11 protein-coding genes and 1 pseudogene are annotated in these 16,729 nt (G+C 44.7%); 8 read left to right on the top strand and 4 right to left on the bottom strand.

All coding sequences use genetic code 11. The features are described from left to right. Positions 1 to 91: 91 nt before the first annotated feature. On the bottom strand, positions 92 to 2,398 hold the full coding sequence (locus tag AK966_RS06865) for a multiheme c-type cytochrome (RefSeq protein ID WP_119463782.1): 2,307 nt from the start codon (positions 2,396 to 2,398) through the stop codon (positions 92 to 94). A 158-nt stretch (positions 2,399 to 2,556) separates the two neighbouring features. After that, positions 2,557 to 4,104, bottom strand: coding sequence for an arylsulfatase (locus AK966_RS06860; RefSeq protein ID WP_099077904.1), 1,548 nt, complete (start codon positions 4,102 to 4,104; stop codon positions 2,557 to 2,559). Between the two features lie 344 nt (positions 4,105 to 4,448). Here AK966_RS06860 and AK966_RS06855 point away from each other — a divergent pair, with 344 nt between their 5' ends. The 4 genes and pseudogenes from AK966_RS06855 to AK966_RS06840 all read left to right on the top strand — a co-directional run bounded on the left by AK966_RS06855 (position 4,449) and on the right by AK966_RS06840 (position 7,064). Continuing rightward, the gene (locus AK966_RS06855; RefSeq protein WP_099077905.1) at positions 4,449 to 6,020 is read left to right on the top strand and encodes an arylsulfatase; all 1,572 of its coding nucleotides are present in this window, start codon (positions 4,449 to 4,451) and stop codon (positions 6,018 to 6,020) included. 309 nt (positions 6,021 to 6,329) lie between these two features. Beyond that, positions 6,330 to 6,494, top strand: coding sequence for a fatty acid cis/trans isomerase (locus AK966_RS06850; RefSeq protein ID WP_259343750.1), 165 nt, complete (start codon positions 6,330 to 6,332; stop codon positions 6,492 to 6,494). Further along, positions 6,466 to 6,854: pseudogene (locus AK966_RS06845) on the top strand (fatty acid cis/trans isomerase); the annotation flags it as partial. The gene AK966_RS06850 and the pseudogene AK966_RS06845, both read left to right, overlap by 29 nt. An 18-nt stretch (positions 6,855 to 6,872) precedes the next feature. After that, positions 6,873 to 7,064 carry a hypothetical protein gene (locus AK966_RS06840; protein ID WP_099077907.1) on the top strand — a complete coding sequence of 64 codons (192 nt, stop codon included), beginning with the start codon at positions 6,873 to 6,875 and terminating at the stop codon, positions 7,062 to 7,064. Between the two features lie 112 nt (positions 7,065 to 7,176). On the opposite strand, the gene torS is transcribed toward AK966_RS06840, so the two are convergent. After that, a complete protein-coding gene (gene torS / locus AK966_RS06835; protein WP_119463780.1) occupies positions 7,177 to 10,140 on the bottom strand; it encodes a TMAO reductase system sensor histidine kinase/response regulator TorS in 2,964 nt (987 codons plus the stop codon). A gap of 49 nt (positions 10,141 to 10,189) precedes the next feature. Between torS and torT the strand changes: the two genes are divergently transcribed. Continuing rightward, positions 10,190 to 11,233 (top strand): TMAO reductase system periplasmic protein TorT, encoded by a 1,044-nt coding sequence (gene torT / locus AK966_RS06830; RefSeq protein ID WP_259343741.1) that lies wholly within the window; start codon positions 10,190 to 10,192, stop codon positions 11,231 to 11,233. 64 nt (positions 11,234 to 11,297) lie between these two features. Next, on the top strand, positions 11,298 to 11,753 hold the full coding sequence (locus AK966_RS06825) for a methylglyoxal synthase (RefSeq protein WP_099077910.1): 456 nt from the start codon (positions 11,298 to 11,300) through the stop codon (positions 11,751 to 11,753). A gap of 57 nt (positions 11,754 to 11,810) precedes the next feature. Here AK966_RS06825 and helD read toward each other — a convergent pair whose 3' ends face one another. Continuing rightward, positions 11,811 to 13,880, bottom strand: coding sequence for a DNA helicase IV (gene helD, locus AK966_RS06820; RefSeq protein WP_119463779.1), 2,070 nt, complete (start codon positions 13,878 to 13,880; stop codon positions 11,811 to 11,813). Positions 13,881 to 14,171: 291 nt separating this feature from the next. Here helD and yccS point away from each other — a divergent pair, with 291 nt between their 5' ends. Then, a complete protein-coding gene (gene yccS / locus AK966_RS06815; protein WP_119463778.1) occupies positions 14,172 to 16,325 on the top strand; it encodes a YccS family putative transporter in 2,154 nt (717 codons plus the stop codon). 152 nt (positions 16,326 to 16,477) lie between these two features. Then, positions 16,478 to 16,639 carry a hypothetical protein gene (locus AK966_RS19910; protein WP_172438033.1) on the top strand — a complete coding sequence of 54 codons (162 nt, stop codon included), beginning with the start codon at positions 16,478 to 16,480 and terminating at the stop codon, positions 16,637 to 16,639. The last annotated feature ends 90 nt before the right edge of the window (positions 16,640 to 16,729 follow it).

Raw genomic sequence — 16,729 nt, 5'->3', positions numbered from 1 at the left:
CTCAAAGGTTCAATCTATTGCTTTATACATCCTACCCATAAACACCATAACTATTGGTTATAGACTTCATGCCTAGGCATAGCGACAAGTATTAACGTCTGATCTGAGTTCTTAATTGTTGAATCACTTCATCTGGCGCCACTTGCTTTAACTGCTCAACGCACTGTTCAAACGCGAATGCGATTGATCCTTGCTGGTAGTTACGCGCCAACACCTCACACTCGGCGTATAAATGCTGCGGATTTCCACCCACGGTATACGCCATGTTTAGCGCCTTGCTAGCGGCAAGAGTATCGATCTTCTCTAACGCCAGGCCATAAACATACCAATACTGCGGATTGCGCTCTGCCGTTTCGGCCGCTTTTTTCAGGTATTGATTCGCTTTAACGTTATTACCCACCCGAAGCCAAGCTAACCCCGCACTATATGGCAAAGCACTGGATTTCGGTTGCGCTTCAATACCAACCATCAACGTTTCCAACGCTTTAATGTCATTGCCTTGCACACGATATAAATCCGCCAAGTTAGCGTAGCTGTTCTCGAAATAAGGCTCAATCTCTATTGCCTTTTGGTAAGAGGTTATTGCTTTGTCCGTTTCGCCTAAGTCTCGATACACGTTGGCGATATTGGTTCGCCCAAAGCCTCGATCCGCATTGAAACGCTGGATTTCCATATAGTCTTCCAACGGCTTTTTAATCTTGTCACGTTGCAGCGGATTCATTTCCGAGTAGTGGCGAACCAAAGCACCCGCAGTTTCGGCGCGAACGGATAACACTGGGTCATTTAGTAATGGTTCAAGAATTTGCCAACGGTCACTGAAGTCATAGCCAGAAGATCCTGCGATTGAGCCCAGACGAATCATGTCGCTCTCATGCTTTCCTGCGCGAGCTAGTGATACCAAGGTGTTTTGTCCAGTATTGCCGCCCATGCGCTCTAACGCAGAGGCACGAACAATGTCACTTAGCGATGCGTCTTGACCAGTATACGCCAAGGCATCAGGCGCGCCGCGGTGACCAATGGCATCGGCATAAAACGCGACAGCAAAGTGTTGTTGATTACGGTATTTCGAATTCGGGAACCATTCGCTTATCTTCTTATCTGCCCATTGGTTAGCTTCATCTTCATGGCAAGACGTGCAGACGTTTGGCGTATTAATGTGCTGACTCAAATCTGGACGCGGCACGTGCCAACTGTGGTCACGACGTGGGTCAACTTGCATGTAAGTCGTTTCTGGCATATGACAAGTGGTGCACTTGGATGCCTCGGTATTTGCCTCATGGAAAGTGTGATTCTCTGGCATGTAGTCAGACGCAATATGGCACTGCGCGCAAACGGCTTCTTCAGAAATTTTTAACTCTGCGGTATGAGGGTCATGACAGTTGGTACAAGTTACACCTTTTTCTGCCATGTCAGACTGCAAAAATGAACCGTAAACGTAGTCTTCATCGTAAATCTGACCATCATGATAATAGAGTTCTGGAGTGATTAAGCTGAGGCGGTATTTATCTAGGAAAGAGCCTTTAACGTGGTCTGCACTTTCATTTAATTGTGTACGACGACTATGGCACTGCGCACAAGTCTGAACTTGATGAGTCATCGCAATTTCTTTTGGCTGGAGCGTGCTGTGCCCTTCTTGGTAGATCCACTCTTTTACTGCCATGCCAATATCTCGGTCAAAACCATAATGGTTCGTTGCGGCGAAGGCATTCCCAGATTTTTCCGCTTGTTTGGCAAGCTCTGCGTGTTCACTGGCCGGGCCATGGCACGCTTCGCAACCGACATTGATTTCAGACCAAGTCGTCGAATACGTATTCGCTTTGGCGTCGTAGTTCTTTTCTAGATTGGTTGAGTGGCAATCGGCACACATGAAGTTCCAGTTTTGACCGGTATTGGTCCAGTAGAATTCGTCGGTTGGCGTGGTGTCTGGATAAAGGTGGAACCAGCGTTGACCGCCTTGTTCTTTGGCTCTGGAATCCCATGCAAAAGGAATGAGTTGGAGTCGTCCATCTTCAAACTCAACCATATATTGTTGAAGCGGCTCCCACGCAAAGGTGTAGCTGATTTTGTAGTCATGCCATTCACTATCTGGGCCCTGGATATTGACCCAATACTCGTCCCCTTTTCGGTAAAAACGGTTTGGCTTTCCTTTGAATGTAAACGTGTAATCGTTAAAGTCACCCAATACAGACTCTACATCAGCATGTCTCATCGCCATATCATGATGAGATCCTTGCCATGCTTCGGTTTCTTTTTGGTGACAATCTACGCAAGCTTCACTGCCTACGTAAGTCAGCATTGATGATTCGGTTGATTGCGGCGTTTCCTGCGCAAACAGAGAAAAACTGACGAGCGCTGCAAGACCAATTAAGGTTTGCTGCCAACTTGCCCAGTGAGTCATAACTGTCCTTGTGTGATTCTTTTTATTCTCTGTTCAAAGATAGAAGTCTTTTTTCTTTTTAGACAAGCAATTACATGAGTTTTAAGAAAAACTGAAACGAGGCGCAAAAAAGAGGCTCCGAAGAGCCCCACGTTTAGTTGCAATCAATTCAATTCCAGTTACTTATTTGGATTCTCTTGTAGTTTTTCCATTACTTGCTCAAGAGAAAAACTCGCGGCTTTCTGTCTTGGTGGGAACTCTTTAAATGTTTCCAAAAACTGACCAACATAAGCCTGTGCAGGAACCAGCATGTAAGCACGGTCTAACATCCAGTCATAGTAGGTATTTGATGTAATATCTGCCACTTCATACGGGTCCATACGCAAATTGAAAATTTTTGGTAAGCGAAGTTCAGTAAAAGGTTCGGCCCAAATGCGTAACGTCCCTTCAGCACGCTGCTCCATAAAAACAATTTTCCAATTGTTATAACGTAACGCCGTCAAGTCACCATCATCGGAAAAGTAGAATATCTCTTCACGAGGGCCTTTCTCTTCCTTACCTGTGAGATATGGCAAGAAGTTGTAACCATCTAGGTGCACTTTGTAATCTGTACCATTAACTGATTCGCCTTTAAACAGTTTCTCTTTTACTTTGTCGTCGCCCGCTGCCGCTAGCAGCGTTGGTAACCAGTCCATATGGTGCATGATTTCATTGGAGACTGAACCCGCCGCAATCTTACCTGGCCAACGAACCATCGCAGGCACTCGGTAAGCGCCTTCCCAATTGGTGTTCTTTTCACCACGGAATGGCGTCAACCCTGCATCTGGCCAAGTGTTCATGTGAGGACCATTATCCGTCGAATAAAAGACAATCGTATTATCTTCTACGCCTAGCTCATCGACTTTCTTCAACAATTGACCAACTTGGTTATCGTGTTCAACCATTGCATCTGCGTAGTAACTGATGCCCGTCTTGCCTAAGTTTTCTTCTTTCACGTGTGTACGAAAATGCATACGCGTTGCATTCCACCAGACAAAAAATGGCTTATCTGCTTTCACCGCACGCTCCATAAAGTCCAGTGCCGCATCTAACGTTTCTTCATCGACCGTTTCCATACGCTTACGTGTCAGCGGACCGGTATCCTCAATTTTTCCGTCAGCATAAGATTTAATAACACCTCGTGGGCCAAATTTCTTGCGGAATTCCGGATCCTTAGGGTAATCCACATTCTCAGGTTCTTCCTCGGCATTCAAGTGATAAAGGTTGCCAAAAAATTCGTCGAAACCGTGGTTGGTTGGAAGGTGTTCATCCTTGTCACCCAAGTGATTTTTCCCGAACTGCCCTGTCATATAACCCAAAGGCTTCAAAAGTTCAGCAATCGTTACGTCTTCGGCTTGCAAACCAAGATCGGCACCGGGAAGGCCAACCTTACTCAAACCCGTTCTCAAGACCGACTGACCCGTAATAAACGTTGAACGCCCTGCAGTACAAGATTGTTCCCCATAGTAATCGGTAAACATCATACCTTCTTTCGCAATGCTATCTATATTTGGGGTCTTATACCCCATTAGGCCGAAGGTATAAGCGCTTAAGTTGGATTGGCCAATGTCATCCCCCCAGATGACCAGAATATTCGGTTTTTCTGCTGCGACAGTAGTACTTGTCGCGCCAACTAAAGCAGCGGCAAGAATCGCTAGACGGCGTTTCACGCCATAATTCGCTGTCATATAAACCTCTGTCTGTATTAAAAAGTGCTTCCTGCACAAAAACGTATAGCTCACAAAACAGTTTAATGCGAATCAATATGCATAAATAAATCACGCAAAAAACTAATGCCTTGCATCCACAAAGCAGTGATGAATTAACGTGGCCTGAGTCTCCCTTCAGTTTTTCTTTCATTGATAAAAACTTAATGAAAATCCATAAAAAACAATAAATTAAGTAGCCACATAACTTATGGTTATAAACACTATAAAGCGACATTCTTCAGGTACATCATTAACTTAATAACCAACGAAGCGTAGGCGGTCTCTTTGCTTCTCTTCCAACTTTCAACCAATTTGGAGTTTTTATGGCTAACCAAATGAGTAAGCTGGCTGTCGGTCTCGGCGTACTGGCAACCTCTAGCGCAGTGACGGCGGCAGACAAACCAAACATTTTAGCAATTTTTGGTGATGACGTTGGGTACTGGAATATTAGTGCATACAACCAAGGTATGATGGGTTACGAAACCCCGAACATCGACCGTATCGCAAACGAGGGGGCATTATTTACTGACCATTACGGCCAGCAATCATGTACAGCCGGTCGGTCAGCATTCATTTTAGGCCAAGAGCCATTTCGAACTGGTCTACTCACTGTCGGCCTACCGGGGTCAACACATGGCATTCCTGATTGGGCACCAACTCTCGCTGATCTACTACGTGAACAAGGTTACATGACTGGTCAGTTTGGTAAAAACCACCTTGGTGATCAAGACCAACATCTACCTACTGAGCATGGCTTTGATGAGTTCTTTGGCAATCTTTATCACTTAAACGCTGAAGAAGAACCAGAGACTTACTACTACCCTAAAGACCCTGAATTCCGTAAAAACTACGGTCCACGTGGCGTCATCAAGTCTTATGCTGATGGCAAGATCGAAGATACGGGTCCAATGACTCGTAAGCGCATGGAAACGGCGGATGAAGAATTTCTCGAATCCACACTGAACTTCATGGAGCGCGCAGTCGCAGCTGATAAGCCGTTCTTTATCTGGCACAACTCAACGCGTATGCACGTCTGGACTCGCTTACAAGAGAAATGGCAAGGCGCATCGGGCATCAGCATCTATGCTGACGGAATGTTAGAGCACGATGAACATGTCGGAATACTTCTCGACAAGCTTGATGAACTAAAAATCGCTGATAACACCATCGTTATCTACACAACCGACAATGGTGCGGAAACCGTATCATGGCCAGATGGTGGGGCGACACCATTCCACGGCGAGAAAGGTACAACTTGGGAGGGTGGCTTCCGTGTACCTCAGTTAGTAAAATGGCCTGGCGTTATTGAGCCGAACACTCGCATCAATGACATGATGGCACACCAAGACTGGCTACCAACGCTATTGGCAGCCGCTGGTGAACCGAACATCAAAGAAAAACTCGCGTCGGACAAAGGTTACCACGCTAACGGAAAAGATTGGCGCGTGCACATTGATGGGCACAATTTCCTACCTTACTTCGAAGGTAAGACAGAAAATGGTCCACGCGAAGAACTCATGTACTTTACAGCCAATGGTGAGTTGAACGCGATTCGCTGGAACGATTGGAAGCTACACTTCGCTACATTTGAAGGCAACATCACCGATGCCGTTCGCTTCGAACCAAACTGGCCTCAAATCATCCATTTACGAGCTGACCCATTCGAGAAAGCGCCACACGAATCAGGCATGTATCTGCGTTGGATGGCCGACAATATGTGGTTGTTCGTACCTGTTCAGGATGTTCTGGCCAACTTTTTCAGCACCATTCATCAGTACCCAATGCAAGAAGGTCTTCAGATAAACCCAGCGGGCATAAACTACCAGTCACTTGGTCTCCAAGGGAAGATGCAACAGCTCAATCAACTTCAACAAGAAGTGAATAAAATGAAATAGTTTCTTTTTCAGCTACCGAAAAAGCCCACCAGCCAGCCTTGGTGGGTTTCCTTTATCTGTTCGCCACCCGGCCGTGTTGACCTTTGTTTGGTATTTGTCGACTTATTTTGCTTTAATTAAAGTAAATTCAATTTACTTAAAATAACCCTATGATTTTGTAATTAATTTTCTTTGTATGTATGGCCTCTATATTTTCGGGTTGCGCTGCATACGCAGGACTAAACTACGCTTCACCGTTTGGCCCCGAATACGTACGTGAATGCGCACTTGCCACCGACTGAGCAAGGTACGATTGTGGACAAGACTCATATGCCGCTTACGCTTAATGTGACACGTATCACCAACTGGAAGAAATGGTTTATCGAAGCCGATTATCAAGTTGAAAACCTACCAAACTATGAACCTGAAGTCGCCGCGAGCCCAATGACAGCGTTTATTGACTTCTCAGATCAACATGCTAATGGTACGCAGTAAGTCAGGTAAGGATGAGCTGTTTACCCTGCTGCACAATAACGCTCATACCAATATCTCGAGCTTATTCAATGAAGAGAGCAATCGCGACTTTGCTAAAGATGGCATCACCATTGTTCGAGGCGTGGTTGGAAGTTATCCCGTCGCATTGTTTTCGATAGAAGTAACACAGTAAAAGATTTTGTCACTCAGTTTACTACCTTTAGGACAGAGTCCGATTACGTTAAGTTGTTGGATAGTTTTGCAATTCGTCGAAGCTCTGAAATGCTTTGGCCATTTAGCGAGCGCGTCCACGATTGGTATCGTAAAAAACAACCGATCGAATTTGGTTTACTTGACTATAATCGTTTTGAGAATCGATGATGATTGAAGGGGGTTCTCATGAGTATCCGAGACAACATTGCCGCTCTTGAGCAACAAATTTATGTCGCTTGCTCAGAGGGAGACTACGATACAGTCAATATGCTTGAACACCAACTCGAATACTTACGTGGCAGGGTTGAGCATCCTTTAGATGATGATCCTTATGCGCTAGACACTCGGTTCGAGTGGGAAGACGATACGACCCGATAGAAAAAACCTCCGGCTTAATTCGGAGGTTTTTGTTTAATTAAATGAGAGTATACCCAAGTAACCTCAAGATGTTTGATTCAGGGGGAATGGCTTGGATATCGAGTCAAAATGCTTACACATTCATCAGATTATCAAGGGCTTTCACCGAGTCACTCACTTGCTCTTTGAGCGTAAGTTGATTCTGCGAGTAAATATCTAATGGCTCCGGTGCAATCTCAATATTTTGACAAGTATCCATCAAAGCAGGTAATCCCAAACTCCCGGCACTGCCTTTTAGCTTATGCGCTAGGCTCTTAATCTCGCGACTATCCCCTCGCTTTGCGTTTGCTTCCATCTGCTCTAGTACCTCAGCACTGGTTTGTCTGAATAAGTTAATGATATACAGCATTTTTTCTCTGCCTAGAATCTTCATGTCAGATTGAATCACACTCGGGTTGATGATAACCATTACTGGCTCCTCTGCTCTCTCTCCCTTCTCGACCAACGTTTCACTAGTTTGACTCGTGGTCATTGTTTCTTCTTGCAGTACACGCTGTTCATTTTGTGGCAACAAAAGTTGCTTTCCGTCTAACATGTCTAGGATTATCGCGGCTAGTGCTTCTTTTTCCATTGGCTTGGGTAGATAACCATCAAAACCGGCGGCTAAATAGCTTTCAACTTCTTCAGCAAATACGTGTGCAGAGACCGCTATCATTGGGGTTGGCATCAATCCTTTATCTGCAGATTTTTTGAGTTCAATAGATTTTAAGCGATGAATCAAATCCACACCGTTACAGTCAGGCAGGTTAATGTCAACCAAGGCGATATCAAAATCTTGCCTGTCGATAATGTGTTCAGCTTGTCGACCGTCTTCGGCGATCACGACTTCATGTCCCATGCTTTCTAAGAAACCTTCCGCCACCAGTTGGTTTACCGGATTATCTTCGACAAGCAGTACTTTAACTTTTATTTTGCAGCGTGCACTCGCAATCGAAACGGTTTCCACAGGTTCGCTTTCCTCCAGCGGAATTGAGAACCAAAAGCGACTGCCATCGCCCTCATCAGAATCCACATCCAATTGTCCACCCATTGCTTCAATAATACGGCGACTGATCGCCAGGCCTAGGCCTGTCCCACCAGCTTGACTTAGCCCGCTTTCTGCTTGCGTAAAAGCATCAAACAGGCGTTTTTGATCATGCTTCGCAATGCCAATGCCCGTATCCGATACCTCAAACAGCACTTGCGATTCATCCTCTGGATTTAGGCTGACATAGATATCAATTTCACCTTCGTCGGTAAACTTAATTGCGTTACCAACCAGGTTATTAAGTACTTGACTGATTCGGGTCACATCACCTTTCCAGTAGCGCCCTACATCACTTTCAATGTGGTAAGAGAACAACAATGCTTTCTCTTGCGCTTTACCATTCATGAGCTGGAAGGTGTCTTCGGTCATTTGGTGCAAATCGAACCCCAAGTTACGAATTTCCAAATGACCGGCCTCAATTTTCGAGTAATCCAATACATCATTCAAAATCGCTAATAGGTTTTTACCACTACGATTAATGATTTCGGCATAGCGCTTCTGTGTTGAATTCAAACCAGAATCAATCAGTAAACGGGCTGTACCCAGAACCCCATTCATCGGTGTACGGATTTCATGGCTCATCGTTGCTAAAAACGCCGATTTAGCACGATTCGCTTGTTCCGCTTGTTTTCGTGCTTCCGCGTGATTAAGGACCTCTTCATTGAGTCGACGGTTTGCTTGTTTTAACTGAGATGTGCGTCTTTCTATCTGCTCTTCTAGGTGTTCTTTGTGTTCTTCAAGATCACGCTTCGCTTGTGCTTCACCTTCGGCAACAACTTTTAACGCTTGTGCGGTGTTGCGCGCGGTAATAATGGCCTGCCCCATATGAGCCAGTTCATCTTTCCCTTTCACTTCAAGCTCCACAGCAAGGTTACCTTGAGCCACAGAAAGCAACGCTGCAGAGTATTCCCCCAAACGCTTCACCACCGACACGTAAACCACACGCCATAAGATCAAGACCACAACCACTAAACCTATAATGGAAATAAGAGTCAGTGACCATTGAGCAAACTTCAAGGTACTGGTGAGCTGATCAACCGCAACATGTGTCGTCTTGTTTGAGTCATCAACGAGCTTGTTTACCGTACTATTTAATCCAGAAAACAGATTTAACGTCTCATGCATGAGTTCTTGTGACTGTTCATTGTTCTCTTGCTGTTGAAGCAAAATCGTAAAAACCACTTGGCGTTTGCCAAGCTCGGTCAATAACTGGCCCATCTGTTTTGAACGAGTTGGATCCTCTACTGCCAACACCCGACGTTTCATTATCCTAAGGTTATCTTCAAATGCGGTTTGGATTTGCTGGATACGCTCTACGTTGCTCAACGTGCGTGCTTCTTCAATTTGGTTGAGCATTTTAAACGCAAGGAGATGTAATTCATGGAGCCTTTCGATCAGATCGAGATCGACTTCCACTAACCCATCGAGCGCTTGATATACTTGATTTTTTTTATCCGTTTCCAATAGATCGTATATGTGTGTGACATTAGCGACCGCAATGGTGGCGGTATTCTGCACTTGAGTCCGCGTGAGTTGCTCTAGTTCTTCACTCAACAAACGCATCTCTTCGACACGTGTATCGATCTCTTTTGCTAACCATAGCTTCCGCTCAACCGTTACCCCCAACTCAGCTAAGTTGTTGATCACGTTCTGAACATTGTTTTCCAAAGTTTCAAGTAACTTAGAATCGAACGACTCTCCTCCTAGCGCTTTTATGTGGGCAAGCAGAGATTCCAATTGTTCAAACAGTATACGGCCCGCCTCTTTGCGCTCAAGTTCGTTCTGAGCGTTTAATAGCATCTGGACTGAGGAAATAATGCGTGTACTTAGCTCGGAAACTTGCCTTGCTTCAATCATTGCCGGGATGGCTGAATCCACAACATTCCTTTCTGTTTTTGCTACCAGTGAAAAGCCTGATACACCGATAAGCACCGACAACATAACCAACATTGCCATGGCAATAAAAGACAACAACAGTTTTCGCCCGATGCTTGCGGTAGCTAGCAACATATTTTTCCTAACCTTAATATTCGTGTTCTGCGACATATTACGTTATATTTTGCAGTGTTTACTTAATCTATGCCAACGAACTTTATTCATGGTTATAAATCAGCGTTCATTTCGTACAATTTTCAAGCACTCTGTACTCACAATGTCACTTTTCGCTTCAGTGCCATCTTTTGCGGCAGAGAAAATCTGTGCCATTTACCCCCACCTTAAGGACTCCTATTGGCTATCAGTAAACTATGGAATGGTTTCCGAAGCGAAAAAACTCGGTGTTAATCTGCGCGTTCTTGAGGCTGGTGGTTATTTAAATAATGACCGCCAAAAGCAACAACTGGCTCTGTGTACTCAATGGGGAGCCAATGCCATCATTCTTGGTACGGTAGAGCCGCAAGCTTACGAGCACAACCTCAAGAACTGGGTGGGTAACACCCCGGTGTTTGCAACGGTAAATCAACTTGATCTCGATAAAGAGCAAAACGAATTGCTCAAAGGTGTCGTTGGGGTTGATTGGTACTGGATGGGATATGAAGCGGGGAAATTCTTAGCAGAGAAGCACCCTAAAGGATCTGGTAAAACCAATATTGCTCTACTACTTGGCCCACGTACCAGTGGCGGAACAAAACCGGTCACTACGGGATTTTACGATGCCATCAAAGGTAGCGACATTCACATTGTTGACTCATTCTGGGCCGACAATGACAAGGAGTTACAGCGAAACCTTATTCAGCGTGTCATTGATTTGGATAATATTGACTATATCGTAGGTAACGCTGTTGCTATTGAAGCGGCTATCAGTGAATTGCGCAGTGTTGGTAAAACGAAAGAAATCGGCTTGGTTTCTATTTATCTCAGTCATGGCGTTTACCGAGGCTTACTTCGCCACAAGGTATTGTTCGCCCCAACCGACAAAATGGTTCAACAAGGCCGTTTATCTGTGAGACAAGCCGTTCACTATTTACGTCAACTACCATACGAAAAGCACGCGTCTCCAGGCATTAAACCACTGACACCTAGCACGCTTCATGATGGCACAATTCAAGAATCGTTATCTCCATCAAAATATAGACCGACATTCAGTGTTAAGGCTGTTGATTGATCAATAAAAAACGTATTTTATTGGATGATCGCTACTTTAAAATCATAAAAACGGAAATCACTTGATGCAAAAAACAACCCGTACCATGCCAGCGCACAAACATGTGGCATTGGTTGCCCACGATAACTGTAAACCCGAACTACTTCGTTGGGTTAAAGAGAACAAAGAAAAGCTACAAAGCCATTTCTTATACGCGACAGGTACAACAGGTCACATGCTAAGCAAAGAAACGGGCTTAGCCATTAAGAGTTTGATAAGCGGCCCAATGGGCGGCGATCAACAACTTGGCGCCCTGATTTCTGAAGGCGATATCGATGTTTTGGTGTTTTTCTGGGATCCTCTTAACGCCGTTCCACATGACCCCGATGTAAAAGCACTGCTTCGCATCGCCAGTGTTTGGAACATTCCAGTCGCGACTAACCGCGCAAGTGCAAAATTTCTTTTCGCCTCTCCGCTGATTGATCAAGAAGTCGATATTGAAGTACCTGACTATCAAGCTTACTTAGCCGAGCGCACTTGATCTTGGTGTGTAAAGCATAGAAAACAAAGGCGATACCCTGTATCGCCTTTGTTGTGCTTATTTTGAGCTAACGATTGGATAATCACCGCTGACCAATTCTTGAACAAAACCAGATCCTGCCCCCGTGTGCGTAATCCACACTTTCTCTTTTGCTCGTGTCATTGCAACATAGAATAACCGACGCTCTTCTGCATATGGGAATTTGTCTTTCGACTCAGTCAAGGCTCCATCAATGTGTGCATGCTTCTTCTTCGCTGGGAATTGCCCTTCATCTACAGAGAGTACAATAACAAAATCTGCCTCCCTTCCCTTACTCGCATGGCAAGTCATAAAGCGAATGTCCAGATTTGGGAAACGCTTCACCCAGTCATCATACAAATCTGGCTTATGGTAATGATTGCGACCAAGTAGCAGAACAGACTTAATTTTCTTCGCCTGTTGGTTCAACTGATCAAGGATTTTCTCAACCTGATTGCTTGGCGCAGTATGCACACTCTTCTGCTTACGTTGCTTATGACTATTCAATATTTTTGGCAACTGCGAAGGGTTTTGCTGCACAAAGGTATTCGCTACCTCACCAATCTGATTATTAAAACGGTAAGTGGTATCGAGATAATGAACCGTCGAGTGTTGAAAACGCGTTTGGAAACCGGTGGTCAGATCTACGTCTGCCCCGGCAAACTGGTAAATCGCCTGCCAGTCATCCCCTACAGCGAACAAGGTTGCTCCTAACTGCTTGTCTGTCGATTCGCACAGTGCTTCAATTAAAGCCAAACGATCTGGCGAAATATCTTGATATTCATCAACCATCACAAAACGCCATGGTGAAACAAACTTTCCAGACTTCACATAATCTGTCGCGCGACTGATCATGGTTGGAAAGTCCACTTGGTTACTGTCTTTTAGCATTTTTTGCCAAGCGCTATAGCACGGCCAACACAACGCAAGTTCACTATTCAAGCGTGTGTAATCTTGATGATTAACCAACTTTTCCTGTACTTGTTTCTTGGTTAACCCGACCAAGGCCAGTTGAGATATCTGTGAATCTAACCATGCAATCAGCTTGGGGTTCTCTGAGTGACTGCCAAGCTCGTCATCCCCTTTTAAGTACGCGATAGGCCACTTATCCAAATGTTTCTGCCAACGTTTAAAGTTAGTCGGCGTCATCCAATGTTTTTTCAACCAATCAATGCACCAAGCAGTACGTTGGTTGTCATCCAAAGCGACCGGGCTAATTTCTACGGCTTGTGGTTCAACTTGGTTCAAAATGCGTAGGCCAAGTTGATGGAAGGTATTTACACGTACGCCTTCCGCAGCCATACCCACTTTGTCTACTAATCGATCTTTCATCTCGGTTGCTGCATCGCGGCCAAACGCCAGCAACAGCAGCTCTTCCGACTGAGCCTGATGGCTTTGAAGTAAATAGGCCACCCGCGCAGTCAAAACACTCGTTTTACCCGAGCCTGCACCTGCTAACACTAAATTATGATCGTCATTAAGTAGCACCGCATGCTGCTGCGAAAGGTTCAATGGAGAAGATTCAATACGATTAAATAGCACTTCCCAGTTCGAACGCTCATTTTCCAGCCACTCATGATTACGTTCAGCCAGTGTTGCCGAAGTCTCCGACAACCAAGGTTCTATCTCAGCCATACGATTCGGCATACGCATTTTTGCTTCAGCCAAACTGGTTTTGATGTCAAAAAGTTCACTATTAAGTTGGTCAGCCCAGCTTTGAACTTTTGAGTGAGATAAATAAGCTGGTAGATGTTTGAGCTGATACAGCTCATCTTCCCACCGAGGTAAATATTCAGCGAGTTTACGACACTGGCTATTGTGCCAATCTTGATACTGGCGTACGGCTTCAAGTGCAAACTTACGACACTGGGGCCATGGCAAACCTTGTACTAACCAGCTTTGCTGCTTGCCACCTTGTTCGTGAGCAAAAAACTGCAGCGAGCTCCAAAGTAAACCACGCTTAACGCTCACTTTTCCGTTCCAAATCGTGAACGGAATGTGCTCTTCGCTGCCAATTGATGTTAATAAAACGCTGTTTTCTTTTATTTCAACTTGGAAATACTCATTTTGAATAAAAAACTGTGCTTTATTAGAGGCTGTGAGCAGCATGAAAGAGGCGCCTTTTGATAGAGAAGTTCTCATTTTATATCATTTTAGACGGCCAAGTTGTAGCAGGGGATTGAGACAAAATGCGCTTCTTTCGGCATTCTCAATTAAAAATTACATTACTGTTGAATTTGCAAACAATAATTTGCGATCTAATGAGTACACTCACTGTAAGTCAATGACGCACCTGTTTAATTTCTAACCAAATGACAATATTTATTAAATTAGGTCATAAACGCGCTATAGTGAGTTTGTTAAAATTCTGTCGTTTTTACTGGCAACGAAAGGCGCACTGTGCAAGCTGCTTTAAAACTTCGCCTCTATTGGGCAAACAAAACCATCAACTACAGTATTCTCATTTTGATCACCTTACTAGGCGTAGTCGTCCCGGCTTGGTATTTTGAACAAAATACGTTAATTACCCCTTTAATTTTAGGTGTAATCGCTGCTGCATTGGCTGAAAGTGATGACAGTTTCACAGGACGCATCAAAGCACTGCTCCTCACTTTTCTCTGCTTTGCCGTTGCCGCACTTTCGATAGAAATCTTATTTAACATTCCTTGGGCGTTCGCTATCGGGCTGTTCATTTCTACCTTTGGTTTTATTATGCTCGGCGCCATCGGCCCTAAATATGCTAGCATCGCTTTTGGATCATTACTCATCGCGATTTATGCCATGCTGGGCGCCCATGAGAGTACTAACCTTTGGTTCCAACCCGCACTGTTGCTCGCAGGGGCGGCGTGGTACTACTTCATGTCGATGATATGGCAGATATTTTGGCCGCTACAACCCGTTCAACAGAGTCTTGCAGCCGTATTCCTCCAGATCGCTAATTATCTTGATGCGAAAGCAAAGCTATTTCACCCGGTGACGAATTTGGTGCCTCAACCCATTCGTATTGAAGCCGCCAAACTCAATGCTGCGACAGTGAATTCGTTGAACGCTTGTAAAGCGACCCTACTCAGCCGCTCTAAACGTGGCCATATCGATGGCCCAAGTGACCGGTTCCTGAATATCTACTTTATTGCTCAAGATATTCATGAGCGTGTCAGTTCAAGTCACTACCGCTACCAAGATCTCGCCACCGAGTTTGAACGCTCTGATGTGCTATTTCGCTTTAAATATTTGCTTGAATCACAAGCGCAAGCTTGTCGTGATATTGCGCATGCAATTCGTCTTGGAAATGAATATATCCATACGGATCAATCCATTCTTGCTTTGGCCGAACTGCAAAACTCACTAGCCTATTTAGATGAGCAGCAACAAAACCATTGGAAACGCCTGCTCACGCAACTGACTTACCTCTTCAATAACCTAGCAACGGTAGAAAAGCAGTTGAGTAACATCAACAACCCGGACGCAGAGCGTTTAGAAGAAGGGACACTTGACGACACCAATCCACACACACTCAAAGCGATGTGGCAACGAATAACAGCAAATCTAAACAAAGACTCAATGCTGTTCCGTCACGCCCTGCGCATGTCCATCGCGCTGACCGTAGGCTACGGTATCATTCAGATGTTTGATATCGACCGTGGATATTGGATTTTGCTCACCACCCTATTTGTATGTCAGCCCAACTACAGCGCTACCAGACAAAAATTAACGGCGCGTGTTATCGGCACCTTAGCCGGCCTGTTAATTGGTGTTCCCTTACTGACCTTCTTCCCTTCTCAAGAAAGTCAGCTAGTATTTATCGTCCTCTCTGGTGTCATGTTTTTTGCATTTAGAATCAACAATTACGGTTATGCTACGGGCTTTATCACACTACTGGTTCTGTTTCTATTTAACCAATTAGGAGAAGGCCATGCCGTCGTATTACCTCGTTTAGCCGATACCTTAATTGGTTGTGTGTTAGCTGTTGCGGCAGTGATGGTGATATTGCCCGATTGGCAATCTAAACGATTGCACAAAGTGATGTCTGATGCGATTGACGCTAACAAACAGTATCTTGGGCAAATCATCGGTCAATACCGTATCGGCAAGAAAGATAATCTAAGCTATCGTATCGCTCGACGTCAGGCACACAACAATGATGCGAACCTATCTTTAGCAATCAGTACTATGTTGGCTGAGCCTGGTAAATATCGTACTGCGGTGGATGAAAGCTTCCGTTTTTTAACCCTTAACCACGCAATGCTGAGCTACATCTCTGCGCTTGGCGCTCACCGTACGAGAATTGAGGACGAAGCGATTCACCAACTCGTACTTGATGCACATCGCTGTATTCATCAACATTTGGATGTACTGCATCGTCAGCTACACCCTCATTGTGAAGAGTATGATTTATCGTCAATGGATGATGCTGATCTGGAACAAAGACTGAATGAATGGCGTGAAGAAGATGATCACTCAGCTAGGATGGTACTGCAGCAGCTTCATCTGATCTATCGCATGTTGCCAGAACTCCATTCACTGGCTTCCAAATTTGCAGTCCGCGTAAACTAGAAGCTCTTACCAATTGTTAAACACTAACTGACATTACTCGGACAAAAAAACACCAGTCAAAATCTAAGCTAGACGTATCGGGTTTTCAGTGGCGATGAGAGCCGCGCAGCGGGTTAATGATGGAAAAGCCCAATCAAGATGCGGAGATAACAATGACTGCTCAGCAATTTAACGACTTAAAAGAAAAAATCAATGAGTTAACGGCAAGCCAACTGCGTTCGTTGCAAGGGCAAATTAGCCAAACACTCAGCAAGAAGAGTGCGCCAATTTTGTCGAGTGAAGAACAAGAAATGTTGTCAAAACTGTTTACTTAGTCAAGCCGTTGAACAAAAACACTCGAACATTTTTCAACACTTTTATGCTCAAGAAAGCATAATGAAGAGTGTAATGCCATGTCTATGTCT

This window comes from Vibrio sp. PID23_8, from assembly GCF_003584965.1.
Lineage (GTDB): Bacteria > Pseudomonadota > Gammaproteobacteria > Enterobacterales > Vibrionaceae > Vibrio.
This window is presented reverse-complemented; position numbering and strand designations above follow the sequence as displayed.

Bases quoted from the DNA above. Each gene is read 5' to 3' on its own strand.
- AK966_RS06860 (WP_099077904.1), bottom strand. From the start codon at position 4,104: ATGACAGCGAATTATGGCGTGAAACGCCGTCTAGCGATTCTTGCCGCT.
- helD (WP_119463779.1), bottom strand. From the start codon at position 13,880: ATGCTGCTCACAGCCTCTAATAAAGCACAGTTTTTTATTCAAAATGAG.
- AK966_RS06840 (WP_099077907.1), top strand. From the start codon at position 6,873: ATGAGTATCCGAGACAACATTGCCGCTCTTGAGCAACAAATTTATGTC.
- AK966_RS06850 (WP_259343750.1), top strand. From the start codon at position 6,330: ATGCCGCTTACGCTTAATGTGACACGTATCACCAACTGGAAGAAATGG.
- AK966_RS06825 (WP_099077910.1), top strand. From the start codon at position 11,298: ATGCAAAAAACAACCCGTACCATGCCAGCGCACAAACATGTGGCATTG.
- AK966_RS06855 (WP_099077905.1), top strand. From the start codon at position 4,449: ATGGCTAACCAAATGAGTAAGCTGGCTGTCGGTCTCGGCGTACTGGCA.
- torS (WP_119463780.1), bottom strand. From the start codon at position 10,140: ATGTTGCTAGCTACCGCAAGCATCGGGCGAAAACTGTTGTTGTCTTTT.
- AK966_RS19910 (WP_172438033.1), top strand. From the start codon at position 16,478: ATGACTGCTCAGCAATTTAACGACTTAAAAGAAAAAATCAATGAGTTA.
- AK966_RS06865 (WP_119463782.1), bottom strand. From the start codon at position 2,398: ATGACTCACTGGGCAAGTTGGCAGCAAACCTTAATTGGTCTTGCAGCG.